General features: G+C 43.4%; 26 protein-coding genes. 16 read left to right on the forward strand and 10 right to left on the reverse strand.

What is annotated here, in order from left to right; all coding sequences use genetic code 11:
- Window positions 1–62: 62 nt before the first annotated feature.
- The 4 genes from V7L97_RS01765 to V7L97_RS01780 are packed head-to-tail and all read right to left on the reverse strand — an operon-like array spanning window position 63 to window position 4541.
- Window positions 63–1250, reverse strand: coding sequence for a 1-deoxy-D-xylulose-5-phosphate reductoisomerase (locus V7L97_RS01765; RefSeq protein WP_333652828.1), 1188 nt, complete (start codon window positions 1248–1250; stop codon window positions 63–65).
- Entirely contained in the window at window positions 1247–2059 is an 813-nt protein-coding gene (locus V7L97_RS01770) for a phosphatidate cytidylyltransferase (protein WP_333652831.1), read from the reverse strand. The genes V7L97_RS01765 and V7L97_RS01770 overlap by 4 nt, the downstream gene beginning before the upstream one ends.
- Window positions 2049–2819: an isoprenyl transferase gene (locus tag V7L97_RS01775; protein ID WP_333652833.1), complete on the reverse strand. Its 771-nt coding sequence runs from the start codon at window positions 2817–2819 to the stop codon at window positions 2049–2051. Before V7L97_RS01775 ends, V7L97_RS01770 begins: the two co-directional genes overlap by 11 nt.
- A gap of 45 nt (window positions 2820–2864) precedes the next feature.
- Window positions 2865–4541, reverse strand: a complete 1677-nt coding sequence (locus V7L97_RS01780; protein ID WP_333652836.1) for an FG-GAP repeat domain-containing protein — start codon at window positions 4539–4541, stop codon at window positions 2865–2867.
- Window positions 4542–4767: 226 nt separating this feature from the next.
- Here V7L97_RS01780 and V7L97_RS01785 point away from each other — a divergent pair, with 226 nt between their 5' ends.
- From V7L97_RS01785 to V7L97_RS01825, 9 genes are all read left to right on the forward strand, one after another.
- Complete coding sequence (locus V7L97_RS01785) at window positions 4768–5553, forward strand: outer membrane protein assembly factor BamD (protein ID WP_333652840.1); 786 nt, start codon at window positions 4768–4770, stop codon at window positions 5551–5553.
- Between the two features lie 10 nt (window positions 5554–5563).
- A complete protein-coding gene (locus tag V7L97_RS01790; protein WP_333652842.1) occupies window positions 5564–6187 on the forward strand; it encodes a precorrin-2 dehydrogenase/sirohydrochlorin ferrochelatase family protein in 624 nt (207 codons plus the stop codon).
- Between the two features lie 2 nt (window positions 6188–6189).
- Window positions 6190–7161, forward strand: coding sequence for a Gfo/Idh/MocA family oxidoreductase (locus V7L97_RS01795; RefSeq protein ID WP_333652844.1), 972 nt, complete (start codon window positions 6190–6192; stop codon window positions 7159–7161).
- Window positions 7158–8255 carry a DegT/DnrJ/EryC1/StrS family aminotransferase gene (locus V7L97_RS01800; protein WP_333652847.1) on the forward strand — a complete coding sequence of 366 codons (1098 nt, stop codon included), beginning with the start codon at window positions 7158–7160 and terminating at the stop codon, window positions 8253–8255. Before V7L97_RS01795 ends, V7L97_RS01800 begins: the two co-directional genes overlap by 4 nt.
- Window positions 8240–9493 (forward strand): lipid-A-disaccharide synthase, encoded by a 1254-nt coding sequence (gene lpxB, locus V7L97_RS01805; protein WP_333652850.1) that lies wholly within the window; start codon window positions 8240–8242, stop codon window positions 9491–9493. The genes V7L97_RS01800 and lpxB overlap by 16 nt, the downstream gene beginning before the upstream one ends.
- A complete protein-coding gene (locus V7L97_RS01810; RefSeq protein ID WP_333652852.1) occupies window positions 9486–11210 on the forward strand; it encodes an ABC transporter ATP-binding protein in 1725 nt (574 codons plus the stop codon). The genes lpxB and V7L97_RS01810 overlap by 8 nt, the downstream gene beginning before the upstream one ends.
- A gap of 218 nt (window positions 11211–11428) precedes the next feature.
- Window positions 11429–12781, forward strand: coding sequence for a 3-deoxy-D-manno-octulosonic acid transferase (locus tag V7L97_RS01815; protein ID WP_333652854.1), 1353 nt, complete (start codon window positions 11429–11431; stop codon window positions 12779–12781).
- Entirely contained in the window at window positions 12778–13794 is a 1017-nt protein-coding gene (lpxK, locus tag V7L97_RS01820) for a tetraacyldisaccharide 4'-kinase (RefSeq protein WP_333652857.1), read from the forward strand. Before V7L97_RS01815 ends, lpxK begins: the two co-directional genes overlap by 4 nt.
- A complete protein-coding gene (locus V7L97_RS01825; RefSeq protein WP_333652860.1) occupies window positions 13791–14555 on the forward strand; it encodes a hypothetical protein in 765 nt (254 codons plus the stop codon). The genes lpxK and V7L97_RS01825 overlap by 4 nt, the downstream gene beginning before the upstream one ends.
- Window positions 14556–14609: 54 nt before the next feature.
- On the opposite strand, the gene V7L97_RS01830 is transcribed toward V7L97_RS01825, so the two are convergent.
- Both V7L97_RS01830 and uvrA read right to left on the reverse strand, forming a co-directional pair.
- Window positions 14610–15116, reverse strand: a complete 507-nt coding sequence (locus V7L97_RS01830; protein ID WP_333652863.1) for a Slp family lipoprotein — start codon at window positions 15114–15116, stop codon at window positions 14610–14612.
- An 86-nt stretch (window positions 15117–15202) separates the two neighbouring features.
- Window positions 15203–17950, reverse strand: a complete 2748-nt coding sequence (gene uvrA, locus V7L97_RS01835) for an excinuclease ABC subunit UvrA (RefSeq protein ID WP_333652865.1) — start codon at window positions 17948–17950, stop codon at window positions 15203–15205.
- Between the two features lie 43 nt (window positions 17951–17993).
- Here uvrA and mqnE point away from each other — a divergent pair, with 43 nt between their 5' ends.
- The 6 genes from mqnE (at window position 17994) to V7L97_RS01865 (ending at window position 22259) form a co-directional block, all read left to right on the forward strand.
- Complete coding sequence (gene mqnE / locus V7L97_RS01840) at window positions 17994–19076, forward strand: aminofutalosine synthase MqnE (protein ID WP_333652867.1); 1083 nt, start codon at window positions 17994–17996, stop codon at window positions 19074–19076.
- Window positions 19064–20110 (forward strand): cyclic dehypoxanthinyl futalosine synthase, encoded by a 1047-nt coding sequence (gene mqnC / locus V7L97_RS01845; RefSeq protein WP_333652869.1) that lies wholly within the window; start codon window positions 19064–19066, stop codon window positions 20108–20110. The genes mqnE and mqnC overlap by 13 nt, the downstream gene beginning before the upstream one ends.
- Window positions 20111–20118: 8 nt before the next feature.
- Window positions 20119–21060, forward strand: a complete 942-nt coding sequence (locus V7L97_RS01850; RefSeq protein WP_333652872.1) for an FAD-dependent oxidoreductase — start codon at window positions 20119–20121, stop codon at window positions 21058–21060.
- Window positions 21053–21442 carry a HEAT repeat domain-containing protein gene (locus V7L97_RS01855; protein ID WP_333652874.1) on the forward strand — a complete coding sequence of 130 codons (390 nt, stop codon included), beginning with the start codon at window positions 21053–21055 and terminating at the stop codon, window positions 21440–21442. The genes V7L97_RS01850 and V7L97_RS01855 overlap by 8 nt, the downstream gene beginning before the upstream one ends.
- 179 nt (window positions 21443–21621) lie before the next feature.
- Window positions 21622–21822 (forward strand): cold-shock protein, encoded by a 201-nt coding sequence (locus V7L97_RS01860; RefSeq protein WP_333652877.1) that lies wholly within the window; start codon window positions 21622–21624, stop codon window positions 21820–21822.
- A gap of 56 nt (window positions 21823–21878) precedes the next feature.
- Window positions 21879–22259 (forward strand): hypothetical protein, encoded by a 381-nt coding sequence (locus tag V7L97_RS01865; protein ID WP_333652879.1) that lies wholly within the window; start codon window positions 21879–21881, stop codon window positions 22257–22259.
- Window positions 22260–22476: 217 nt separating this feature from the next.
- On the opposite strand, the gene V7L97_RS01870 is transcribed toward V7L97_RS01865, so the two are convergent.
- Both V7L97_RS01870 and V7L97_RS01875 read right to left on the reverse strand, forming a co-directional pair.
- Entirely contained in the window at window positions 22477–23373 is an 897-nt protein-coding gene (locus V7L97_RS01870) for a bifunctional 5,10-methylenetetrahydrofolate dehydrogenase/5,10-methenyltetrahydrofolate cyclohydrolase (protein WP_333652881.1), read from the reverse strand.
- 1 nt (window position 23374) lies between these two features.
- On the reverse strand, window positions 23375–24094 hold the full coding sequence (locus tag V7L97_RS01875; protein WP_333652883.1) for an HAD family hydrolase: 720 nt from the start codon (window positions 24092–24094) through the stop codon (window positions 23375–23377).
- 49 nt (window positions 24095–24143) lie between these two features.
- On the opposite strand from V7L97_RS01875, the gene pyrE reads away from it, so the two are divergent.
- Window positions 24144–24722, forward strand: a complete 579-nt coding sequence (gene pyrE, locus V7L97_RS01880) for an orotate phosphoribosyltransferase (RefSeq protein WP_333652885.1) — start codon at window positions 24144–24146, stop codon at window positions 24720–24722.
- Window positions 24723–24755: 33 nt separating this feature from the next.
- On the opposite strand, the gene mqnB is transcribed toward pyrE, so the two are convergent.
- Entirely contained in the window at window positions 24756–25439 is a 684-nt protein-coding gene (mqnB, locus tag V7L97_RS01885; protein ID WP_333652887.1) for a futalosine hydrolase, read from the reverse strand.
- Complete coding sequence (locus V7L97_RS01890; RefSeq protein WP_333652890.1) at window positions 25439–25924, reverse strand: OsmC family protein; 486 nt, start codon at window positions 25922–25924, stop codon at window positions 25439–25441. The genes mqnB and V7L97_RS01890 overlap by 1 nt, the downstream gene beginning before the upstream one ends.
- Window positions 25925–26066: the final 142 nt, after the last annotated feature.

A 26066-nucleotide genomic window follows, 5' to 3' on the forward strand; every position in this document is an offset into this window, starting at 1 on the left:
AAACCCGAACAAAAGTATGGCAGATAAAATGCTCATCTAAATTAATTTTCCTCCTTTATTTCTCAACTTCTTATATTCTTAATTTCTTGTCTCGCTGTTTCCCTTGCCCACCTGTCTGCCTCTAAGATAACATCGATATCATCGGCAGACTGCAGTTTGCCGATGGCTCGATTAGAGTGGGAGTCCATCACTTTTTTTATTATAACAGGTATGCTGTTAAAACCGATAATGCCGTCAAGGAATGCTGCCACAGCAATCTCATTGGATGCATTAAGCACAGCAGGCAGTGTGCCGCCTGTCTTTAGTGCAGAATATGCGAGGGAGAGGCATGGAAATGTCTTGTGATCCGGTTTCTGGAAGGTCAGTCCTGAAAGGCTTTCCCAATCAATGGGCTCAATCGCATCATATAGTCTTTCGGGGTATGAGAGGGCATAAGCGATCGGACCTTTCATATCAGGCTTCGAAAGCTGGGCTATATAGCTTCCATCAATGAACTCCACGACGGAATGCACGATACTCTGGGGATGGATAAGGACATCTATCCTTTCCGGAGGAAGACCGAAGAGATAATGCGCCTCTATGACCTCAAGCCCCTTGTTCATGAGGGTTGCGGAGTCTATGGTTATCTTTCTGCCCATGTTCCAGTTGGGATGCTTGAGGGCGCTTTCAGGAGAAACCTTCTCCAGCTCCTCTATGGTTTTACCCACAAAGGGGCCACCTGATGCCGTAAGTATTATCTTTTTTATGGAGCATTTTTCATATCCCCTTATGCATTGAAATATGGCGCTGTGTTCGCTGTCCACAGGTAAAAGGGTTGCACCGTACTTTTTAACCGATGACATTACAAGATCGCCTGCCATTACGAGCGTCTCTTTATTTGCAAGGGCTATGACCTTGCCTGCCTTTATTGCTGCAATGGTGGGCAGAAGTCCGGCAGAGCCTACTATTGAGGATATGACTGTATCGGCATCCGGCATTGCAGCCACACGGCTTATGCCCTCTGTGCCGAAAAGTATTTCTATATTTTGGGATTTAAGATTTAAGATTTGAGATTTGAGATTTTTGTATGTATTTTCATCGGAAACAGCAACTATTTCTGGCCTGAACTGTTCTATTTGTTTTATCAGCAGCGATATGTTCCTTCCCGCTGCCAGTCCGATTATCTTGAACCTGTCAGGAAACTTTGAAACAACATCCAATGCGCTTTTGCCTATGGAACCTGTAGAGCCGAGGATTACGATGTTTTTCATAAAATTAATGTTATCCAGTAAAGTACAGGCCCTGCAAAGAGGACGCCGTCTATTTTGTCGAGGATGCCGCCGTGTCCAGGAATAAAGGAGCCGGAGTCCTTAACCCCTGCGTCTCTCTTGAACATGGATTCAACGAGGTCTCCCACAATTGTGACAGAGCCTATTGCACCGCCCATTAAGAGTAAGGCAGGGATATTACCATGTTCAGGAATAAGCAGCAGCCTGCCCAGCAAGAGAGCGGAAAATATTCCTCCTGCTACCGAGCCGAATGCGCCTGCCACAGTCTTGTTCGGGCTTACCTCTTTATAGAGTTTTCTCTTCCCCACGCCCTTGCCTATGTAATAGGCAAGACTGTCAGATGCCCACACGCAGCCGTATAAAAATAGTATCCATTCATGGCCCTGAAGCCTCAGATACCACTGGGTAAGCAGAAGGTTAGGAATGTACAGAAAACCTGTGACAGCCGGAGATATATCTCTTAATGATGATGAAGGGTCTTTTACGAGGAACAGTCGAGTTGATGACATGAGCATGAATGAGAATATGAATATCATTCCGGCAGCAAAGATGGAATAATCGGCATTGAAAAGCGATGAGACAAAGAGCAGGATACCGCTGATTATTCCTGTAAAAGAGAGCCATCTTTTTGTTTTATACATTGCATGGAACTCCATCTGTGCGAGAGCCGAGACCGCGGTTAAGAGAAAAAGGAAAAAAACAGGCGGTAATTTTGTTATATAGAGATAAAAAATGGGCAGTGCAATGACAGCAACAATTATCCGCTTCAGGTTCTCTTGACTAAAAAGCACTCCGAACTCCGAATCCCGAACCCCCTGAACCTGCCAATGGGCCTGCCAATGAGCCTGAAGAATTAGAAACCTTTCCGAACCTTCTATCCCTCATCTGGTATTCGTGTATTGCCTCTAAAAGCTCTTCCTTTGTGAAGTCAGGCCATAATGTGCTGGTGAAATAGAACTCGGAATAGGCTGATTGCCAGAGCAGAAAGTTACTCAATCTCTGCTCTCCGCTTGTCCGTATTATGAGATCGGGATCAGGCGTTCCTGCGGTATCCAGAAGTCCGCCTATGTGATCTTCCGTAATATCTTCAGGAATTAACTCTTTGTTTATTGCTTTTCTCATTGCCCTTATTATTTCGTCCCTTCCGCCGTAACTGAGTGCGCATTGTAAAATCAGCCTGTTGTTCTTCTCTGTTGCCTGTTCCACGGTTTCGATAATTGACTTAATATTTTCGGGCAGCTTATCCCTGTTGCCGATGACCTTGAAGCGGATTCCCTCCTTTATGAAATTCAGGAACTCTCCTCTCAGGGATTCCTCAAGCAGTCCCATGATCACGGAAACCTCATCCTCGGGCCTCATCCAGTTTTCTATGGAAAAGGCATATAGTGATAAGACCTCTACCCCTATGCCGCTTGCCGCCTCTGTGATTTCTTTTACCCTTTGCACTCCCATTTTGTGTCCTTCAAAACGAGGCAGGCCTCTCATCTCTGCCCATCGGCCGTTTCCGTCCATTATTATGCCGATATGTCGTGGAATAGTCCTTTTTTCCAAAGTAAAAACCTCCTATAATAAGTCCAATAAGACGTATAAGACCTATTATCTTCCTTTCAGTGAAAATATATACAGCATAGTGCCGAATGGACTTTCGCCTTTCAGTATATTCTGAGCCCTTATGCCGAACAGGGGTTTTGAAAGTACTGCCAACCTGTCGCCCACAACAGCATAATCGAGGATTTCCCCGCCTATCTCCTCAAGCAATCCCCTTTCCTCAACTGTAATGCCGTTCCACCAGAAGCTCCGTATTTCCGAGGACTTGTATCCAAGACCCTTTGCTATGCCGAGCAAAGGCTTCCGTTTCGGTGCAAGGACTTCGTTGCTTTTAACAAAGAGCCTGTCCTTTACAGACCAATCTCCCCTGTCGACCATCACTGTTGGGGACTCCCTTTTAAATTTTGCTGAGAAACCTCCGAAATCCTCCCTGCTGATCCATATCCTTACCCCCTTCTCATTGTAAAGGTTAAGATAACCTTTTTCGTCCCATGATAGGATGGCCTGTTTTCCGTCCGAGGAATTGACAGGCTGGAAATCATAGATATCTACACCTTCCGGAAGTTTGATATTGTCGCCTTTTTTGTATGTCCCGCCGGAATATACGAGGTAGAACACACTTCCATCATAACCGTTACTTTTAGTGTATCCCTGACCTGCAATTGTAATATTATTATCTACTCTGGTGAGCTTTCTTATGAAGGTATCCTTTACCTTGTAAAGCTGGACAAATCCTGAATCCTTTAATTCGTATATATATGAATTAACCTCTCCACCCTGTATGGATGTGACAACTATTTCGTCTCTCTTGTTCTTGTTAGCGTCAACAACATCGAGCCAGAGTACCTCACTGGTTGACGGCACTTTGAATTCCCATAACAGCTTCAGGTCAACACCAAGCTTGTAAACCCTTATGGCGTCTCCAGATGCAATGACTATATCCGGGTTCTCATCACCGTCCATGTCTCCAACTGCAATGCGGCTTGCTCTAAAGGGAAGTTGGAAGGACAGGAGTACCTCTCCTTCTCTGGGCCCGAAAAATCCTGATTTAAATCTCAGTTCTTTGACATAGGCGGTGTTCACCGGGATCTTTTTTTCCGAAAAATGTTTTGAATCGCTTGCCCAGAAGAGTTTCTGTGTCAGATTTATATGGTCTGTAAAGTCCTCTGCGTTCAGGACTAACACCGCCTCTGCGCCCTTTGCCCTTGCCTCAGAGACTATCTTCTGCATGTCGTCGGTTTCGACCCCTGTATCCATCAATTCGAATCTCCCGCTGTCCTTGAGCATCTGGTAATAGGCATCCCCCAAAAACCAGTCGACATTTCCCTGAAAGAATAATACCTTTATCTTTGTCCCGGGGATCTTGATCTTTGCATTTAAAAAATCCTCGGGTTTTCCTTTGGTTATTATGCCTGAAGCATCATTCGGCGTTGTTGCTGTGATTTCAATACTTCCAACTGGTATTTCAATCCTGCCCAGGGATTCTTTCGTAACAGGATGGACGAAGCTCACACCCTCCTTGAAGGCATGAAGCCTCATTCCCGCCTTGACGGATTTTTGTGCCCCGACGTCTATTTTAATCGAGTTTCCATCAACGGAAATAATCTTACCTGTAACAGGTTCGAAGTAAGAGAGGATTTCGTTTTTCAAGGCATCCAGGGATGCCTCTTGCCCCGCTTTCGGTTCCTTTGTCTGGGCATTGACAGGCTGCGTATTGAAATACAAAATGCAAAATGAAAAAATCAAAATTATGGAATACATTAATTTTGCATTTTGTATTTTGATTTTTGGTTTTATGGTTATCACCAAATTTACCCTCCTGCAATTAGTTCATGGTGCTTATGAACATGGACGATGAGCCAAGAACCATGTTAGACAGTTTAAAATATAGGTCGTCTATAAGTCAAAACCCCCTTGACTAAAAAGGACGTTAAAGGTTTTAATAAACACTATGAAAAAATGGCAAATGGCAAATGACAAATGGCTTTTTCTTTTCTTTGCTCTCTGCTCTCTGCTTTTTATTCTTACCTCATGCGGGGGCGGCAAGGCGGTGAAGAAGGAGGAGGGCTTTGATCCCGAAAGGTACCTGTCGCGGGCTGATATCCTTATTAATGACAAGGAATACGAGGAGGCGAGGAAAGTTCTCCTTGAAGTGAAAAACAGGGACAATACGAAAAAGCATGCACCGCAGGCACAGCTTAAGATTGCCGAGTCCTACATAAGGGGTGGCGACATAGATATCGGCATTGAGGAGTACAGGAAATTCATGGAGCTTTATCCGGATAATCAATATGCCTCATATGCCCAGTATCAGATCGGCATGGCATATTTTTCACAGATAGAATCTCCTGACAGGGGATCCGGGGCAGCACAGAAGGCACTGCTGGAATTTATAAGATTAAAGGAAATATATCCGAGAAACCCTTACAGGGAGGTATTGGAGCTCAGAATAGAGAAGTGCAGGAATGTGATTGCAGACGGCGAACTCATGGTCGGCGAGTTCTACTATAAAAAGAAATCGTATAATGCAGCCATAAACAGGATTGAAGGTCTGCTCAAACAATTCCCTGAATATAAAAGAGGTGATGAGGCATTGATTCTCCTGGCAAGGGCCTATAAGTCGGCTAAGATGGACGAGAAGGCCAGAGAGGCATTTAATAAATTAATCGAGAAATACCCTTCAAGCAGATTCGCCCCTGATGCAAAAAAAGAATTAGAGAAGTTTAAGGGCAAATAACCGTTAACCGATGACTAACTACTATCCTGCCTTCATAAATTTATGCGGAAAAAATTGCATTGTCGTTGGCGGAGGAAAGGTTGCTGAAAGGAAGGTTGCAAGTCTTCTCGGTACAGAAGCCGAGGTTACTGTAATAAGCCCTGACCTTACCGATACCCTTGAAAAGCATAAAAAGAATGGAAGGATAAAGCACGTAAAGAGGGATTATAAAAAGGGAGATCTGAAAAACGCATTTTTGGTTATTGCTGCTACATCCGACGAAAAAATAAATAGCAGGGTATCAGGGGATGCCCCATTTCTTGTCAATGTTGTTGACAGGCCTGAACTGGCGAATTTCATTGTTCCTTCTGTTGTGAGCAGGGGGCCTATGATTATAGCAATTTCGACTTCGGGTGCAAGCCCGGCTATGGCAAAGGCAGTGAGAAAAGAGCTTGAACTCCTTTATAATAAAGACTTCGGGCACTTCCTTGCATTTTTAAGGCAATTACGAAAGAAGGCAATGAGAGACATTCCTGATAACAAAAAAAGGGAGAGGCTTTTAAAGGAAGCTGGTTCAAAGGAGATTTTGAGTATTTTGAGAAAGAACGGCTTTAAAGCGGCAAAAAATAAGGTTTTGGAGAAGATAAAGATTTAAACATGATAAATGTCGGTGTAATAGGCGTTGGGTATCTGGGGCAGCATCATGCCCGTATTTATTCAGAGCTTGGCTCTGAGCTGGGCAGTGTCAGGCTTGTGGGCATTGTTGACACGGACAGGAACAGGGCCGGGGAAATATCGGATAAATATGGGTGTGAGGTGTTCAGCGATTACAGGGACATCCTCGGAAAGGTTGATGCATTGAGCATTGTTACTCCCACGACAATGCATTATCAGACAGCTCTGGACTGCATAAAGGCTGGCAAGGATATCCTTATCGAAAAGCCCATTACCGCAACCGTTGAAGAAGCGGATAAGTTGATAGATGCAGCCGATAAGGCAGGGACAATAATTCAGGTTGGACATCTCGAACGGTTTAATCCGGTGTTCCCTGCTGCCTGTTCACTGGTGGATAAACCGATGTTTATCGAGACAGAGAGGTTATCCCCTTTTCTTGGCAGGGGAATAGATGTGGATATAACCCTTGATCTGATGATACATGACATTGATATAATCCTTGCCCTGATAAGTCAGAAGCCAGAAAAGAACCCCGATTCACCCATTCACTTATTTGCCCATTTACCGATAAAGGACATGAAGGTAACAGGAGCAAAGGTGCTGACCGACAATATCGACATTGCCATGGCATGGCTTGAATTCAGCAACGGTATCCAGGCCTTAATGAAGGCGAGCAGGGTCTCGTTTGAAAAATCCAGAAAACTGAAGATCTTTCAAAAGGACTCGTACCTGCTCGTGGATTACCAGAATATGGAGATGAAGAGGTTTTATAAAAAAGGGTCAAATGAAATTATTCAGGAGACCATAAATATCGAGAAAAAGGAGCCTCTGAAGGAAGAGCTAAAGGATTTTACTGAATGTGTTATTTCAAGACGCAGGCCTGTGGTTTCTGCAACTGAGGGCAGGGATGCACTAAAAATTGCACTACAGATAGGAGAAAAAATAAAGAAATGAAGCCGATGATCGACCTTAAAAAACAATACATGGAAATCAAGGATGAAGTCCTTTCAATGCTGAATGAAGTACTGGAGAGTTCCCAGTACGTACTCGGCAAGAAGGTCGTGGAATTCGAAGATCATATTAAAAAATATCACGGCGTGCAGGAGGCCATAGGCGTTGCATCCGGAACGGATGCACTGCATCTCTCTTTAAAGGCGCTGGGCATAGGAGAAGGGGATGAGGTTATAACCACGCCTTTTACATTCTTTGCTACGGTAGAGGCTATTTTGCATACGGGTGCAAAACCGGTTTTTGTCGATATAGAGCCGGACACATACAATATTGATGTATCTCTTATCGAACAGAGGATAACAGAGAGAACGAAGGCACTACTTCCTGTTCATATATTCGGCCATCCGGCTGACATGAAGAATATTATGGATATTGCAGCGAAATATAATCTCAAAGTGATAGAGGACTGCGCACAGTCTTTTGGTGCATATTTGAATGGAAAGAAAACAGGAAGTTTTGGTGATGCCGGATGTTTCAGCTTTTATCCGAGCAAAAATTTAGGGGCGTACGGTGATGGCGGTATGGTTACGCTGAACGACCTCCAAGCTGCCGATGAGCTAAGGAAGCTGAGAAACCATGGCTCCAGAGGCGGATACAGGCATGAATGTCTCGGATATAACAGCAGGCTCGATGAGATACAGGCCGGGATACTTCTTGTCAAGCTCAAGAGGATCGATGCATACAACAAGAAGAGGCGTGAGAATGCCTCGCTGTACAACAGCCTGCTTTTAGATGTGGTTGGTTGTCCTAAGGAGAAGGAAGGTGCTTATCACGTTTATCACCAATACACTATTAGAAGCAACAAAAGGGACTTTATACAGCAATGTCTGAAGGAACATGGCATACCATCGGTTGTTTATTATCCTATCCCCCTTCATCTGCAGGAGGCTACTCGATTTTTGGGGCACAAAGAGGGAGATTTTCCGGTGACAGAACAGGTCTCACAGGAGGTTCTTTCCCTGCCGATCTATCCTGAGCTGGGGAGGGAAGATATTCGCTTTACCTCTGAAATAATCCGCAAATGCTTGAAAGGTTAATGATAGTCTCAGGGGAGAGCTCCGGAGAGCTCTATGGCGCCTTACTCGCGAAGACACTGAAGGATAGAAATCCCGATATAACCATTATTGGTGTCGGAGGGGATAGGATGCAAACCGCAGGAGTTAATCTTATATCGAGGATATCCAGTTCATTTGGCATTACAGAAGCGATAAAGACTTACAGTGAGATCAAGAGGACATTTAAGAAGGTCGTATCTGCCCTTAAATCTTTCAATCCACAGGTTATTGTCTTAATAGATTATCCTGATTTCAATATGAAGGTTGCGAGGGAGGCTAAAAAGCTCGGGATAAAGGTGCTTTATTATGTGAGTCCACAGGTATGGGCATGGAGAAAGGGAAGGGTAAACACCCTCGGTAAATTGGTTGATAAAATGGCCGTGATATTGCCGTTTGAAGAGGAAATATACAGAAATGCCAATATCCCATGCGAATTTGTCGGGCATCCTATCCTTGACGAAATCAGGGAAGATATTCGGACTACAGGCTACAGCTTACAGGATACTGGAACCACTGAACTAAAAGCAGCGGTCAGGAAAGAGCTTGGACTCATACCTGACAGGCCTGTGATGGCACTCATGCCCGGCAGCAGGGCGCATGAGATTAAAAAGCTTCTCCCTGTAATGTCTGATGTTATCAGGGAAATGAAGGAACGCTATCCTGACTACCAGTTTGTGATGCCTATTGCGCCGAATTTAAGTCATGATGCATTATCCGGAATGAATGAATTAGAGAAGAATACCCATCACGCATTACGCTTCACGCATCACGCAATAAAGACCCTTATCGCATCGGACCTTGCGGTTATTGCATCAGGGACATCTGCCCTGCAGGCTGCCCTCGTGGGAGTTCCCACTGTGGTTGTATATAAGCTTTCGCCGCTGACGTATTTCATAGGCAGGCTTATTGTGAAGGTGAAACATATATCCCTTGTGAACATCCTGCTCGATTATATAGAGGGTCAAGGGTCAAATCGAAGACCCATGGGGGTCAAGGGCCAAGGGGAATTTTTCCATGGCCTCCGCATTAAAGAACTATTGCAAAAAGAGGCCCATAAAGAGAATATTATAATGGAACTGGATAAAATTATGTACGATGCAGACTACAGGAATGAGATGGCATCACAGATGAAAAGGGTGAGGAAGTTGTTCCTGGACAGAGAGGCATCTTCAAGGGTTGCGGGTATTGTAGAGGAACTGGGGGCCTATAGCAATGTTTAAAAGGATACTGCTCCTTGTAAAGCCATATTGGGGCAGGATAGCTGCTGCCGCTCTGATGAGTCTTCTCATTTCAGGAGTGAATGGCGGTCTGGCATGGCTTGTCAAGCCTGCGCTCGATGGGATATTTGTTAAAAGAGACACAGTCCTTCTGACCATCCTGCCGTTTGCAATTCTTGCGCTGTATTTGCTGAGAGGGGTCTTTTCATTTTTTCAGTCTTATCTTATGAGGTCGGTAGGAGCAAAAGTTGTAAGAGATATAAGAGGCGAACTGTACGGACACTTATTATATTTGCCGGTTAATGATTTTAAAAAGGAGTCATCGGGTTTATTGTTGTCAAGAACAATAAACGATACAGGCCAATTGCAAGGACTTCTTGCGCATACTGTTAAAGACATTTTTGTAGAAGGCGCTACAATAATAGTTTTGCTTTTCATTGCATTTTACAGGAGATGGGACCTTTCATTGATAGCAGTTACCGTTCTTCCATCAGCTTTTTATGGGGCACAAAGGCTCGGAAAAAGACTTAAGAAGATCAGTAAAGAGGCCCAGAAAAAGATTTCAGTAATAACGGAATTTCTTTCGGAGACATTTTCTGGGATAAAAATGATAAAGATTTTTGGCAGGGAGAGTTCTTTAATAGAGATATTCAGGCATAGAAATCAGGATTACTACAGGGAACTCATGCGCTCTACAAGGGTTATAGAATTTACATCATTAATGATGGAGATAATCGGCGGGCTTGGAATTGCCTTTGTCTTGTGGTATGGCGGAAGACTCGTGATAAAAAATGTTATTACACCCGGAGAATTCTTTTCCTTTTTAACAGCGATATTTATGATTTATACGCCTGCAAAGCGGCTTGTAGCGGCAAATAACGGCATTCAGCAGTCAAAGGCAGTAATTGAGAGACTCGATGAACTCTTTAAGAAAGAGAAGGAATCCGAGGGAAAGGGCGATATAAAGCCCATGAACGGCTACATAGAATTCAAGAATGTATCCTTTAAATATCCAACATCAAAACATTATATTCTCGATGACATAAATCTCACCGTAAAAAAAGGGGAGATTATCGCCATTGTGGGAAGGAGCGGTGCAGGAAAGACAAGCCTTGTTGATTTGATACCGAGGTTTTACGACCCTGTGAGCGGTGCTATTTATATAGACGGAGTAAATATTGCAGATGTCAATCTTAAGTCATTAAGGCAGCAGATAGGGCTAGTCAGCCAGGACGTCATACTCTTTAATGACACGGTAAGGGCAAACATAACCTTCGGCAATCCGGATGCCTCAGAGGATGATATAATCAGGGCTGCAAAGGCAGCGTATGCCCATGACTTTATCCTTGAAATGCCCAAGGGTTATGACACAGTAATAGGGGAGAGGGGAATTATGATTTCAGGCGGCCAGAGACAGAGGCTCTCCATAGCGCGCGCAATACTCAAAAACCCGCCCATATTGATCCTTGATGAGGCAACATCAGCCCTCGATGCAGAGTCAGAAGCAATGGTTCAGAAGGCACTGGATACCCTTATGGAAAACAGGACTACCTTTGTTATTGCACACAGGCTTTCCACAGTGCAGAAGGCAGACAGGATTATAGTACTGGAAAAAGGCGGAATATTGGAGATGGGAACGCATGAGGAGCTTTTAAAGAATGGCGGTATTTATAGGAAACTTTACGACCTCCAGATTTCATCATCAGGACATGCTATTTAACCTAAATTGAGCGATTTTATATGTCAGGCACGGCTCAAAGACTTTAAAAAGTGTTGATTCAAGTGTATATGAGAGATAATAAATGCGTTATCCATCAAGTATCCAATGTAGTAGATGACGGATACAAGATAAAAGTTTTAACAAGTGCGGAGTTTAAAGTCTTTTCGTCGCACCTGACATATATTTTCTAAATTAGAATCGCCTAATTGGTGTTAAAAATGTATCTGGCATATAGCATACTGTATCTGATAGCCCTTCTTTTTTTATTTCCGTTTGAATATCTGAAACGGCCGAAGGAATTGCGCAAGAGATGGATCAGGGAGAGATTCGGTCTTTATAAGACAACACTCCAACACTCCAATACTCCAGTCTCTTCTGTCTGGATTCATGCAGTCTCTGTCGGAGAGGTAATAGCAGCAGTGCCGTTAATAAAGAAGATAAAGGAAAGGCATCCTGCTACAGAGGTTATCGTTTCAACTGTTACGGATACAGGACAGAAAATCGCAAGGGAGAAAGCAGGCGATACAGCAAGAATTATTTATATGCCTTTTGACCTGCCGTTGTCAATAAAAAATGCTGCCAATCGCTTCAATCCTTCAATTTTTATTATCATGGAAACCGAGTTATGGCCCAATGCTATCAGGACACTGAACAAACTCAATGTTCCTGTACTGCTGATGAACGGAAGGATATCTGAAAAGTCATTTATAGGCTATAAGGGAATAAGATTTTTTATAAAAAATACTTTGAGAGACATGAGTCTTTTTTGTGTACAGAATGAGTTGTACGCGGATAGACTTAAAGCACTGGGTGCAAAACCTGAAAAGGTAAGGGTAATCGGCAGCCTTAAATTTGATACAGGACATTCTTCTCCTGTTCCTGAATGGACAAAGATATTCAGAAGACAGAAGGGGACTGTCCCAGATTTACGGACTGAGCAAAGCGAAGTCGTAGAATCGGGACTGTCCCCGAACAGACAACAGATAATAGACAACAACAAAGAGTTTGTGATTGTTGCAGGCAGCACGCACAGGACAGAAGAAGACATAATTCTTGACGCATACATAAAATTGAAAAAGGATTTTCCAGAAACAAATCTTATAATTGCACCCAGACATCCTGAAAGGTTTAAAGAAGTGGAAGAACTGATTAAGAAAAAAGAGCTGGAGTATATAAAGAGGTCGGATGTCACAGGTCACGAGTCACGGGTCACTGGAGTCGTTATTCTCCTCGACGTTATTGGAGAGCTTTCATCTGTTTACAGTGCATGCGATGTTGCAATAATGGGAGGGAGTTTTATTGAACATGGCGGTCAAAACCCCCTTGAGCCTGCATATTGGGGGAAAGCCATTGTCTGCGGCCCGCACATGGAGAATTTCCCTTTTATAGATGATTTTTACAGAGGCGGCGGGGCATTAAAAGTAAATGCAGAAAATTTGTATCAAACAGTGAAGGAACTTCTTAATTCGCAGGAAAAAATATTATCGATGGGTAAGATCGCAAAAGAGCTGTATGAAAAAAATGCAGGTGCAACAGACAGGGCAATGGAGATAATAGGGAAATATCTATGATGCTATTGGAATTTTTTTACTACATCGGCTATTTTCTCGACAAGCGTTATAAGCTGAAACGACAAAAGCGCCTTCCTCATAAAGTCATCAGCATAGGAAATATAACAGTCGGTGGCACTGGCAAAACACCAGCAACTATTGCCATTGCAGAGGAGGCAAAAAGGAGGGGCTTCAGTCCAATAATATTGACAAGGGGATATAAGGGAAGGGCAAAAGGGCCGTGTTTTGTTACTCCATCACTCCACCACTCCATCGCTCCATCACTGCTTTTTGGCGACGAGCCGGTATTAATGGCAGAACGGCTGAAAGATGTGCCAATTGTAAAATGTTCTGATAGATATGAGGGAGGAATGTTTGCACTTCAGCACTTATCTACCAATTCACCCATTCTTTTCATCCTTGATGACGGGTTCCAGCACCGGAGGCTTTACAGGGATATGGATATTGTTTTAATAGACGGCTTGAATCCCTTCGGGAACAGGAGAATGCTTCCAATAGGCCCGATGAGAGAGCCGTTAAAGGAATTAAAAAGGGCTGACATATTTGTCGCGACAAAAGCAAAAAACAAGGCATTGTCAGACGAGCTTGGAAATATTAATCCCGAAGCACCTGTTTATTTTTCCGAGTACAGGATACATAAGGTCAGAGATATGGATGGCAATGAATATCCGATTGAAATGCTAAAGGACAAAAAGGTTTACGCCTTCTGCGGCATAGCAAATCCGGATTCATTTAGGCAAACGGTTTTATCCGTTGCAGAAGAGGCAAGGGGATTCAGGGCATACAGAGACCATTATAAATATACAAAAACCGATATGGATTATTTGAAAAAACAGTGCAAATATCTAACTTGTGACTTCTTGATTACAACAGAGAAAGATATGGTGAAACTAAAGGAGTTAAATCTCCCGGAAAAAATTTTATGCATCGAAATCGGATTTTTTATAGATAAGGCTTTTTTCGATTATATTTTTAATTGTTTAATTGAAAATTTTGATATAATTGCAACGTGACCAGATGGGGAGAATACAGGCTTGAATGGTTGATTGTAGCGGCCGGATTGCTGGCATTTGTTATATTCGCATCCTTTTTCCTTGCCGATAAAAAGGCCGCAAAGGAGTCCGGAGAAGTAACATCCACGGATAATATCTCTGAAAAAGAGCAGGAGGAATATGTTGTTGAAAAGAGGCATTTGCAAGAAGGACATGTAAGACTAAAAATGGAAGAGCCGCATGAGGCAGGGAAGGTTGAAGATCAGCATGTCAAAATCACGGTGGAACAGGCGGATAATAAGACCGAAATAATAAGGCAGGAAGACACCACTAAGAAAATCGCTGAAGAAAACATCGTTGTGGACAGGTATGAAAAGATAGTTTATTTGGGAGGATTGACCTTACATCACATATTCGAAGAAAAGGCCAACGGCATGACTGTCCATAAGGCATTTTTGGATGTTTATCCGAATATTTCTGTCAGCGAGACGCTGTATGCCAAGATGCAGCAGATTAAAAAGGAAGCATCAAAGTATGCAAAGGGCACGACAACTAATATAGAAGCCGAGGTGCTTTCGCTTTTAAATAAAGAATTAAACAGACTCTTTCAGAATGGACAGATGAGAAGGCTGCCCACTCCCGATGGCCGCATTGTTGTTGGGATTAAGGTTGTAGCCGGAGGGGACGGTCATGAGCATCTGTATTTCGGGTTTAATAATGGACAGTGGTTTCCAATCAGCGATGAATTTCTTGTTAAACTCATCCATTCTGCTCCTCTGTAATATTCATCTTTTAGGCGGTACATACCACAATGGAGGCGGAGGATAATAATCCCTCTACCATGGGTTATACCAGTAGGGGTAAGGGGATGGATAGGGATACTGATAAGGATAATAATAAGGCGGATATGGCGGGGTCAAATAATAGGCCTTTTTCTCTTCCCATAAATAGAGATCTTTAATCTCAAAAACAGGATAGGCGTACTCCATGTCGCCTATCCTGCCGGTTTGTGTTTCTATAAATTCTCCTGCAATGGTTACCTCCCTGCCCTCCTTGTAAATAAGGGGATCCAAGATTCCTCTATCCTTTGGATAGATTGCCATGAACCTGCCATTTGTGGGCCTGACGTCCTTTAAGTAGCCTCTTGTATCTGCAGAGATGTAAACTGCCTCAATAAGAGAGCCTCTTTCTGTGAGTTTTGTGCTAACAATTAATCCGCCGAGAATGAAAACCTTTCCTCTGTAAAGGTCTGGATGTTGCCTGATGCTGGAGAATTGTACATCCACTGTGGCTTTCTCAATGATTTCCTGCCTCAGGACAGGAGCGCAGGAGATAAGTGTCATTAAAATGATAAGAATTATTAAGGAAAACCACTTTATAAAAAAAATTTAACACTGTGCAGCAAATCTTGCCAGGGTTAATATCAAGGTTAATAATATTCCTTTAAGTATTGTCCGGTGTATGAACCTTCTGCCCTCTTCAATTCTTCAGTGGTGCCCTCAAATAGTATATTCCCGCCTTTATCGCCACCCTCGGGTCCAAGGTCTATAACCCAGTCAGCCTGACTTATCACATCGAGATTGTGCTCGATGATGACCACTGTGTTCCCCGATTCAATCAGCTTTCTTATAATCTTCATGAACTTCAAAACATCATTGTGATGTAGACCTACGGTCGGCTCATCGAGTATGTAAAGCGTATTTTTTGTCCTTCTTTCGCCCAATTCTGCACATATCTTCAATCTCTGTGCCTCTCCGCCTGAAAGGGTTGTGGCAGGCTGTCCGAGCCTGAGATAGCCGAGACCGATGTCTTTCATTAATGCGAGTTTTGAACTTATTTCGGATACTCCTGAAAAGAAGTCGAATGCCTCGTCCACTGTCATCTCGAGTATATCGCTTATATTTTTGCCTTTATAGGTGACCCTTAGCGCCTCTTCTTTGTATCTCCTTCCTTTGCAATCCTCGCACCTTACAAATATATCCTCAAAGAAATACATTTCCATTTTTTGATAACCTTCTCCCTTGCATGTCTCGCATCTCCCGCCAGGGACATTGAACGAGAAAAAGCCGGGGGCATAACCGTGTGCCCTTGCCTCCATCTGCTGCGCAAAAAGCTTTCTAATGGGATCGAACATCTTGAGGTATGTCAATGGATTCGATCTCGGGGTCTTACCGATGGGTGACTGGTCGATGAGCCTGACCCCTTTGATCTTTTTAAGTCCACTGATACTTCTATATGGCAGCGGATGCTCAGACTCAATCCTGAAATGTCTTGCCATGGCAAGGTACAGGGTCTCGACAATAAGACTGCTCTTTCCAGAGCCTGATACCCCTGTAACAACAGTGAGGGTTTCGAGGGGAATTTTCAGGGTTACATTTTTGAGGTTGTTCCCTGACGCACCGTGCAGTGTTAAATAATCAATGGTTCGCGGCCTGAAATCTTTAGTTTTATGTTTCATGGATGCTGCCTGTTGATCGGCGATGCCCTTTATATATTTAGCAGTAAGCGTATCGGTTTTTAAAAATTCTTCCATTGGTCCTGAAAATACGACCTCGCCTCCCATGTGTCCTCCTCCAGGCCCCATCTCCACAACCCAGTCGCTAAGAGATATAATGTCCCTGTCGTGTTCCACAACGATTATGGTATTGCCGAGGGAAGACAGCTCCCGCATTATCTCCGCAATCCTCCTCGTATCCCTCGGATGGAGCCCAATGGTCGGCTCGTCAAGGACATATAGGGTCCCTGTAAGTGCAGACGCCAACTGGTTGGATAGATTTACCCTCTGGTATTCACCGCCTGACAGGGTCTTTGCCTGTCTGCTCAGCGTGAGATAATCAAGACCGACCCTTTCAAGGAACTGGAGCTTTATGATAATCTGCCTCACAGCCTCTTTCGAAATTTCCTTTTGCATGGGCGATAGTTGAAGTGTCTTAAACCATTGTAGAATCCTGGATACAGACATATTGGAGAGTTCAGCTATGTCGGTGCCGTCTATCCTGTATGCGAGGGCATTTTCGCAGAGCCTTCTGCCCTTGCATTTCGGACATGTTACCGGACTTCTATATCTGCTCAGAAATACCCTCACATGGAGCTTGTATCTCTTGCTCTCCAGTTCTTCAAAGAAGTCATTGATGCCGTAAAAGTGCTGGTTCCCCCTAAAGATAGTGTCTTTTTCTTCCTTTGTCAGTTCGCTGTAGGGCTTGTTTACATCTATGCCGCTTTTCTTAGCCCCTTTTATCATCTGGTCTTTCCACCATCTGGCCATAGGCTTTTCCCACATTTCGATGGCGCCTTCAGACAGCGATACATATTTGTCCGGCACTATAATATCCTCGTCATAAATGAGGACATTTCCGAACCCCTTGCATTCAGGGCATGCGCATACAGGATGGTTGAAGGAAAAGAGTATCGGAGTCGGCTCAGGCAGTTCTATATTGCAGTCGTCGCAGGAATTTTTAGAAGAAAAATTTAATACCTCTTTACCTGCTTCTTTAAATATGACTATTTTCAGCCTCTCTTTACCCTCTTTCCATGCCATCTCTATGGAGTCAGACAAACGCGGCTCGTCTCTTATAACAAGCCGATCAAGGACGACCTCCACGAATTTGAAATTTGAAATTTGAAATTTGAAATTATCAATGTCTCTGACTTCTCCGTCTATCCACACCCTATGAAACCCCCTCTGTTTGAGGCCTTCCATGGATTCCCCCGTCTCGAATAAGATAACCGCTTTTCCATCCCGATATTTTTCCAAAAGCTCAGAGACTATCTGTGACGGGTCCCATTTCCTTATCTCTTTGCCGCAATTTGGACAGTGGGGAATGGCGACTCTCGAATATAAAACTCTTAACAGATCATAAATCTCTGTTAATGTCCCGACAGTGGAGCGGGAGCCTTTTACAGGGTTTTTCTGCTCAAGGGCAATGGCAGGTCTGATATTATGGATTGCATCAACATCGGGCCTGTCGAGTTTTTCAAGGAAAAGACGTGCATAGGTTGACAGCGATTCTATGAATCTCCACTGGCCTTCAGCAAAGATGGTGTCAAATGCAAGGGAAGATTTTCCAGAGCCCGAAACACCAGTGATCGCAATGACTTTGTTGTGCGGCAGCCTGAGGGAGATGTTTTTGAGGTTATTCTGTCGAGCTCCTTCGATTATTAATTCACGGTTTGACATCCAAATATTTTAACATTTTAGCATCTTTGTTTTATAATGATAAATGCTCGATTCCATAAGGAATAAAGTCCTTTCAGGACAGAGGCTGACAAAGGAAGATGCCATTGCATTATTTCAAAGCGATGACATCTTCGACATTGGCAGGCTTGCATCCCATGTAGCAGAAAAGAAGAACGGTAAAAATGCATATTTCATAGTAAACAGGCATATCAATCCAACCAATATCTGTGTCAACAGGTGTAAATTCTGCGCCTTCAGCCGCTCAAAGGGCGAAGAAGGCGCTTATGAATTGACAGTTGAAGAGATTATAAAAAAGTTAAGAAAAGGTCAAAGGTCAAGGGTTAAGGGTCACGGTTTTTCGGAAGTCCACATTGTGGGCGGTCTTCATCCAGATTGGCCTTTTGAGTATTATCTGAATATGCTTTTAACAATAAAAAAGGAATTCCCATTCATTGCTATTAAGGCATTTACAGCAGTTGAGATTGATTATATGTCAAAGCTAAGTGGTTTAGGCCTTGAAGAAACCTTGGTGGAACTTAAAAAAAGCGGCCTTGATCTCATGCCGGGCGGCGGCGCAGAGATATTCGCAGAAGGCATAAGAAACAAGCTCTGTCCCGAAAAGATCTCCGGTGACAGATGGCTTAAGGTAATGGAGATTGCACACAGGGTTGGAATAAAGACTAATGCAACAATGCTTTACGGCCATCTCGAAAGCATCGGGGACAGAATTGACCATCTTTTGAAGCTCAGGAACTTGCAGGACAGGACAGGAGGCTTTCAGGCATTTATCCCTCTTGCATATCATCCGAAAAATACAGAAATAGGCGGATTTTATTCTTCGGGAATAGACGACTTAAAGACCATTGCAGTAAGCAGGCTTGTGCTCGATAACTTCGATCATATCAAGGCTTACTGGATAATGCTTGGCGAAAAGGTCTCTCAGGTTGCCCTTTTATTTGGTGCAGACGACATTGACGGGACAATCATAGAGGAAAAGATAACACATTCGGCAGGAGCAATGACCGAAGAGGGAATGACGAGGGAAGAGTTGATACATCTTATAAAAAAGGCAGGTAAGATCCCTGTGCAAAGGGATGCGTTTTATAATGCGATATGGACAGAATAGATAAAAATACTGCATTAAATCTTCTAAAAAACTCCGACCTTCTTGGGCTTGGAGAGCGTGCTGACAATATCAGGAAAAATCTCCATCCCGATGGTATTGTCACATTCATTGTCGACAGGAATATCAATTACACAAACGTCTGCATCAATAAATGCAGGTTCTGCGCTTTTTACCGTGATGTGGAAAGCCCTGATGCATATCTTTTAGATAAGGATGAGATATTTAGAAAGATAGACGAGACCATTTCCCTCGGCGGCACGCAGATACTCCTTCAGGGGGGGATACATCCTGAGCTTGGATTGGATTACTATACTAATCTCCTGAAATCCATTAAGGACAGGTATTCTATAAACATACACGGTTTCTCACCACCAGAAGTAAACTACCTTGCAGAAAGGCATGACATTACAGTAAGGGAGACCTTGCTGATATTGAGACAGGCAGGGCTGGATTCGATACCGGGAGGCGGAGCAGAGATACTTTCAGACAGAGTGCGAGAAGTCTTAAGCCCGAAAAAGATGAGATCATCTCAATGGCTGAATGTCATGGAAGAAGCCCATAAAATAGGGATGAGGACAACAGCGACCATGATGTTCGGCAGCGTTGAAGAACCTGAAGATATAATCGAGCACCTCGATGCAATAAGGACTCTTCAGGACAAAACAGGAGGCTTTACCGCATTTATCCCGTGGTCTTTTCAGCCGAGGAATACGGAATTAGCTCAGAAGTCAGCAGAGGCATGGGGAGCTACTGCTGTGGATTATTTAAGAGTGCTTTCGCTATCGAGGATATATCTCGATAATGTGAGAAACATTCAGGCATCATGGGTTACGCAGGGACTGAAGCTTGCACAGGTTGCATTGAGATTTGGAGCCAATGATTTCGGCTCTACAATGATAGAGGAGAATGTTGTCAGGGCAGCAGGCGTGAGTTACCGTGTATCGAAAGAGGACATAATACAGGCAATAAAAAGCGCAGGATTCAAGGCTGCGCAGAGGGATACGTATTATAATCTAATAAAGGAATTTTTTTAGGAGGTCTTATGTCGGAGTTATATGATGTAATTATAATCGGCGGCGGCCCTGGTGGCCTTAGCGCTGCCCAGTATGCATCGAGGGCAAAGCTTAAGACAGTTGTTATTGATAAATCTGCAACTGCAGGCGCACTTGCATTTGCAAGCCTGATAGAGAATTATCCGGGCCTCGAAAGGCCTGTGACAGGCAAGGAACTTCTTGGCATATTTAGAAAGCAGGCCATTGATTTCGGTGCAGAGTATGTTGAGGCGCAGGTCATAGGCGTTTCGCTTGAAGGAGAGACAAAACAGGTCTTTACAATGGATAAAACGTATGAAGGGAAGACCGTTATTATTGCTACAGGTTCTATGGGAAGGAAGCCTACTATTAAAGGCGAGGCTGATTTTCTTGGCAGGGGCGTAAGCTACTGCGCTGTCTGCGATGCCGCATTTTTTAAGGGTAAGACCGTATGCGTTTTAGGCGATTCCGAAGAGGCCGCCAAGGAGGCAGCGTATTTGTCGAAGTTCGCAGAGACGGTTTATCTCATATCGCCGTCTAAGAAATTGAAGGTGGATGACGACTATCCTGCATTAAAGATTCCGAATTTAAAAGTTATTTTAGGCAACACGGTAACATCAATAGAAGGAGATGAGCTTGTTGAGAGGATAAGGCTGAAAGATGCAGAAGGAAGTGAAAGAGCTATCGAGCTTTCAGGAGTATTTGTCTATCTTCATGGAAGCAAGCCTGTAATCGATTTTCTTCAGGGTGCAGTAGAGGTCTCGGAGGAGGAGTGCGTGTCCACAAACAAGATGATGGAGACAAATATCCCGGGTGTGTTCAGTGCAGGGGATGTGACATGTACGGAGGTGAGGCAGGTTGTGGTTGCAGCAGCGCATGGGTGTATTGCTGCGCTTTCGGCGGAGAAGTATATCTTCCACAGGAAGAGGAGAAGGTACGACTGGCATGGATAATGAATTAAAGGCAATGGTTCTGGATTACATGGAAAAAGGGTTTCTTGAGAACATCATCGATATGTTCAGGCATGATGAAAGCCTTTTCCCAATGATAATCGATATGATGAAGGATAAAAGAGTGCGTGTGAGGCTTGGGGCTACTGCCCTCGTGGAGGAGTTGATAAAGCTTAAGCCAGAGCCGCTCATAAGGATGATTCCAGATATTGCGGAACTCCTGAAGGATGAAAATCCGACTGTCCGGGGCGACGGGGCAAATCTTCTTGACATTATAAAACATCAGGATGCACTTCCTTTTCTTTTAATTGCCGGAAACGATGCTGATTCAAATGTGAGAGAAATCGTCAAAGACGCAATTCAGAATATCCAGCCGCTGCCTTAATCTTTGTTTAATTTTTATTTAATGGCAGGTTGATTTTTTTGTAGGCGAATGTGCCATATAAATACGGAGTTTCAGAAGTTTTTGAACTGGTAAGGCCACAAAGACTTTTAGCTTTGTGGCCTTTTTTATTAAGGTAACAGTTTCTGGGGCTTTAGTTTGTAAGTAAGGAGGTAAAAGAAATGGCTAATGGAACAGTGAAGTGGTTCAATGAATCCAAGGGTTTTGGCTTTATAACAAGCGAAGACGGCAGTGATGTCTTTGTCCACTATTCTTCCATCCAGAGCAATGGATTCAAGTCCCTTGCCGAGGGTGACTCAGTCAGCTTTGATACTGAAAAGGGACCGAAAGGCCCCAAGGCGATCAATGTAGTGAAGCTGTAATTGACAATATCCCCCTTGCTACTGCACTGCAGGGGGATTTTATTTTAGAGGAGATAATGACTAATAGAAATAATTATGCTGCAAAGATGGCATTAAAAAGGCAGAGCAGGTCTGCTGCCGGTCTTGTTTCAGAACGGTTCCCTCAGGTTTTAGACATTGTAATCCATATGACCTATTATCAAAAGGGACCAAATCCGGTTCTTATGCTGCGTACTGTAAATATCTTTCCTGCCTCTTATGCCTATTTTAAGATGGATTGTGTGATAAAAGGCTGTGATGGGGGCGGTTTTGACCTGACATCTGTAGTTGACGACATGGTTAAAACCCATAAGAGGGTGAAAAAAGGGGCTCTTGTTTGTCGTGGAAAAACCGATACTCATTCTCCTGACCATGCAAGTATCGAGTATGACATAGCGATAAAGTATAACAAAGCTTAGACAAGCATAAAGACGAATTTCACTGAGAGGAGGACCCTTGGCAAGAGCCGGAGCATATAAGAGCGAGAAGAGAAAAAAGGAATTATTGAGGCAAAAAAACAGGAAGAAAAGAGACAGCGGCGATTAAAAAAGGACTCGACAACAGACGAAAAAGATGAACAGAAGACTATCGAAGAAAAAAGAGTAACAGCCAGGCCCCTGAGTAACACTCCTTAATTTAAATCCTTGCCTTTGCCGATTTTACGGTATTCTCAAGAAGCATTGCGATAGTTACAGGTCCTACACCGCCGGGCACAGGCGTAATCAGGGACGCCTTTTTCGATACGCTATCGAAATCTATATCACCAACCACGCGGCTGTTTTCGAGGACATTTATTCCTATATCAACAACAACGACGCCGTCTTTTACCATGTCACCAGTGATGAGATTCGGCCTTCCTGCAGCAACGCATAAAATATCTGCCTGCCGCGTCATCTCTGCAAGATTCTTTGTCTCCCTGTGGCAGACAGTGACAGTTGCCTCTTTTGTCAAAAGCATGAGGGACAGGGGTTTTCCCACCGCGAGGCTCTTTCCTATTACAACGGCATGCTTTCCTTTTATTTCCACATTATAATATTCAAGCAGCCTTATTACACCAAATGGCGTGCACGGCAAGAAACCCAGATGTTGTGTTATTGCTGGATCGTACTGTTTTGAGCAAAGCTGGAGCGTTGATTCCTCAGCAGCAAACTTTCCTATTGGAATTGAGCCGAGGCCGTCAACATCCTTTTCAGGAAGTATTGAGTTTACGATTTTCCTGCTGTTTATCCTTCTCGGAAGGGGAAAGAACACGAGCAGCCCGTGAATGCGTTCATCGTTATTTATAGCATGTACAGAATTTAATAGTTCGTTCATGCTGACCGATTCTGGAAACCTGTATTCGTAAGGTGTTATGCCTGTGCTTTTGCATGCCTTTAAGATGGCAGAAAGATATTGCTTTGATGATAGGTTATCCCCTACGAGCATTAATGCGAGTCCTACATCAATGCCCATGCCGTCGAGCATCTCGACTTTCTGCTTTACATTGCTTTTTATCTCCTCTGCAAGTCTCTTTCCTTCCATTATCTTTGCCATGCTATACCCCCTTTATTGCCTTTAAAAAGGCATCTGTATCTGAAAGGTCTTTCATTACCAAATCTGCGCCGGCTTCCACAAGGCTGCTGACAGAATAAGGCCCGGTGGCAACTGCAATGCAGGATGCACCGTATGGCTTTGCACAATGGACATCCCGTGGCGTATCGCCGACTATTATGCAGTCGTTGAAATTTATTTCTTTACCGGAAATGCCTTTAAACCTTTCTAATGCGATTGGGAGCAGTTTATTTCTGTCCTCGTCATCATTGCCGAATGCGCCTGAAGGGAAATAGCTGTTCAATCCGAAAGGATCGAGCTTTATCCGCGCCCCCTGTTCGATATTTCCTGTAAGAAGTCCGAGTTGGTAATTGCCATTTCCGGATGTAAGCATTTTTAAAGCCTCTTTAATGCCGGGTTTGACATGCTTTTTGTCATTATTTATCTCTATGACGAGATTTTTTATGTATGTATTGATAATCTCGGAAAGTATTCCGTTTTCTGACGGCAGATTGTGTTTGGCAATGCCCTCCTTCATTATCTGGATATCCGTCTTTCCTGCCATGCTGATGCCTTCGAAGGCATTGTCAATAGAAAAAAGTTCCTTGAATGCAAGGTCTAAAGAGCGTGTTCCTGCACCTCCTGAATCGATGAGAGTGCCGTCAATATCGAAGAGTATGAGCTTCATGTGTTTACAATAATCGGTTTTCTTTCTGTAAGTCAACGGATATGCGAAGATGTTATAATAATGCCTGAATTCGACAGGAGGTTTTATGAGGGACAGACTTATACGATTAATTTACGAAAGGGCATTTAAATACAGCGAAGAACCGATATTCAAGCTGGTTTCGGGTCGCATGAGCAATTATTATTTCAACTGCAAGATGGTAACGCTTAATCCCGAGGGGATGTATCTCATAGGCAATATCGTATTTGATATGATAAAAGACATGAAAGTTAAAGGCATCGGAGGCCTCACCCTCGGTGCAGACCCGATAGCGGATGCTGTTGCCTATACGTCATATCTCAAAGAAAAACCAATCGAGGCATTTGTCGTCAGAAAGAGTGCAAAGTCCCACGGAACAATGCAGTGGATAGAAGGCGATGTAAAGGCAGGGGATGGAATTGTTATTGTTGACGATGTAATTACCACAGGCAAATCAACGATTGAGGCAATAACAAGGGCAAAGGAGGCAGGGCTTGAGATTGTTAAGGTAATTGCCCTTGTTGACAGGCAGGAAGGCGGATACGAAAACATAGCCGAGGCACTGAAAGATATTAAGGCCGATTACAAACTCATTGAATCCGTAGTAACAAGGGATGATGTGATGGCGTTGTATAAATCAAAATAAGGTTTATTAAGGGCTGTCCAAGTCGCTTCAATATCATGCACCGCCTTGTTCTATATGTTCTAACAAAAATCTCTGCGCATTCCCCGCTGCTTTGATAATGGTTGCTTTATTGAGCGGCTCTGCTGTCCTATCCTCGATAATATTGCTTATACCTCTTATCTCTGCCACAGGAATACCTGATAATGCACATATATTGGCGATTGCAGCACCTTCCATATTTTCGCAAATTGCATTGAATCTTTTTTCTATCTCTTTCCCCTTTTCCAATGTGCCAGTGCATGTTGACACAGTAACAAAGTTACCCTTTACCATGGAGTTACTCAATTTTTCTGGAACGAACATGGGAAAATCGTTTTCAGTATATCCGAGAATCTCTTTTATGGTGAAAAAGCCATTCTTCGCCATTAATCCTTCGTCGCCGTAAATCTCTTTTTTCGCAATGACTACATCTCCGATTTTTAATCCTGATGACGGATATGCGCCTGCAATGCCGATGTTCCACACAAAATCGGGCTTGAATTTTTCTATTAGGAGTGCTGTCCCGTGAGCGGCATTAGCCTTGCCTATACTGCATATGCAAATAACTGCATGAATATTTTTACCTAACGAACCTTTATAGAAGTACTTTCCCTGTATAGAGATCTCTTCTTTTTCTGAAAGCTGTTTTATGACTAAATCAGCTTCTATTTGTGTTGATGCAATAATTCCTGAGAGCATCAATCGCTTATCTCTTTTGCCGGCTCTTTTTCTTCGAGGATGTATTTCACCTTTACATCCATATCCTTCCTCAGAGAGTTATAAACAGAGCAGTACTTTTCGTGGGAAAGCGATATTGCACGCTCAACCTTTTTGTGGTCTAAGTTTTTCCCTGCAATGTTTAATATCATCTCAACTGCCTTGAAATATTGTGGAGGGGTTGGATTTCTCTCTCCAATAATGTCCATCTTAAAATTGGCTATTTCTGCCCTCATCTTTTGAAGGAACATCACCACATCGATTCCCATGCACCCTGCAAGGCTCAGGAGTAATGCGTCTGTTGGTTTGCATCCCCACTGCACATGGGCATCGAACTCTATCTCATATCCCTCATTGGTTCTGCCTACAAATATAAGATCTCTATCCCACGATAATGTGGCTTTTACAACCGGACTGATCTTTTCTTTATATCCTTTCAGGGATTCTTCGAGTTTTTCCTCTGACATCTTAAAATCCTCCTCCGATAAAATTTCATGGATTTTATTTAAACCTGTAAGGCGTAGTCAAGATGCACTTTAATTCCTTAATGTTCTATGATAAATTATCACATCTGCTTTTACGGAAAATAATAACATTACACATATATTG

The sequence above is a fragment of the Dissulfurispira sp. genome, from assembly GCF_036745535.1.
Taxonomy (GTDB): domain Bacteria; phylum Nitrospirota; class Thermodesulfovibrionia; order Thermodesulfovibrionales; family Dissulfurispiraceae; genus Dissulfurispira.

What these genes read in the sequence shown, in the direction of transcription:
- V7L97_RS01870 (WP_333652881.1), bottom strand. Translation starts at nt 23,373, where the DNA reads ATGGCAAAGATAATGGAAGGAAAGAGACTTGCAGAGGAGATAAAAAGC.
- V7L97_RS01810 (WP_333652852.1), top strand. Translation starts at nt 9,486, where the DNA reads ATGTTTAAAAGGATACTGCTCCTTGTAAAGCCATATTGGGGCAGGATA.
- V7L97_RS01785 (WP_333652840.1), top strand. Translation starts at nt 4,768, where the DNA reads ATGAAAAAATGGCAAATGGCAAATGACAAATGGCTTTTTCTTTTCTTT.
- mqnC (WP_333652869.1), top strand. Translation starts at nt 19,064, where the DNA reads ATGGACAGAATAGATAAAAATACTGCATTAAATCTTCTAAAAAACTCC.
- mqnB (WP_333652887.1), bottom strand. Translation starts at nt 25,439, where the DNA reads ATGCTCTCAGGAATTATTGCATCAACACAAATAGAAGCTGATTTAGTC.
- V7L97_RS01855 (WP_333652874.1), top strand. Translation starts at nt 21,053, where the DNA reads ATGGATAATGAATTAAAGGCAATGGTTCTGGATTACATGGAAAAAGGG.
- V7L97_RS01765 (WP_333652828.1), bottom strand. Translation starts at nt 1,250, where the DNA reads ATGAAAAACATCGTAATCCTCGGCTCTACAGGTTCCATAGGCAAAAGC.
- pyrE (WP_333652885.1), top strand. Translation starts at nt 24,144, where the DNA reads ATGAGGGACAGACTTATACGATTAATTTACGAAAGGGCATTTAAATAC.
- V7L97_RS01865 (WP_333652879.1), top strand. Translation starts at nt 21,879, where the DNA reads ATGACTAATAGAAATAATTATGCTGCAAAGATGGCATTAAAAAGGCAG.
- V7L97_RS01860 (WP_333652877.1), top strand. Translation starts at nt 21,622, where the DNA reads ATGGCTAATGGAACAGTGAAGTGGTTCAATGAATCCAAGGGTTTTGGC.
- V7L97_RS01850 (WP_333652872.1), top strand. Translation starts at nt 20,119, where the DNA reads ATGTCGGAGTTATATGATGTAATTATAATCGGCGGCGGCCCTGGTGGC.
- lpxB (WP_333652850.1), top strand. Translation starts at nt 8,240, where the DNA reads ATGCTTGAAAGGTTAATGATAGTCTCAGGGGAGAGCTCCGGAGAGCTC.
- V7L97_RS01795 (WP_333652844.1), top strand. Translation starts at nt 6,190, where the DNA reads ATGATAAATGTCGGTGTAATAGGCGTTGGGTATCTGGGGCAGCATCAT.
- V7L97_RS01815 (WP_333652854.1), top strand. Translation starts at nt 11,429, where the DNA reads ATGTATCTGGCATATAGCATACTGTATCTGATAGCCCTTCTTTTTTTA.
- V7L97_RS01800 (WP_333652847.1), top strand. Translation starts at nt 7,158, where the DNA reads ATGAAGCCGATGATCGACCTTAAAAAACAATACATGGAAATCAAGGAT.
- mqnE (WP_333652867.1), top strand. Translation starts at nt 17,994, where the DNA reads ATGCTCGATTCCATAAGGAATAAAGTCCTTTCAGGACAGAGGCTGACA.
- V7L97_RS01830 (WP_333652863.1), bottom strand. Translation starts at nt 15,116, where the DNA reads ATGACACTTATCTCCTGCGCTCCTGTCCTGAGGCAGGAAATCATTGAG.
- V7L97_RS01790 (WP_333652842.1), top strand. Translation starts at nt 5,564, where the DNA reads ATGACTAACTACTATCCTGCCTTCATAAATTTATGCGGAAAAAATTGC.
- uvrA (WP_333652865.1), bottom strand. Translation starts at nt 17,950, where the DNA reads ATGTCAAACCGTGAATTAATAATCGAAGGAGCTCGACAGAATAACCTC.
- V7L97_RS01890 (WP_333652890.1), bottom strand. Translation starts at nt 25,924, where the DNA reads ATGTCAGAGGAAAAACTCGAAGAATCCCTGAAAGGATATAAAGAAAAG.
- lpxK (WP_333652857.1), top strand. Translation starts at nt 12,778, where the DNA reads ATGATGCTATTGGAATTTTTTTACTACATCGGCTATTTTCTCGACAAG.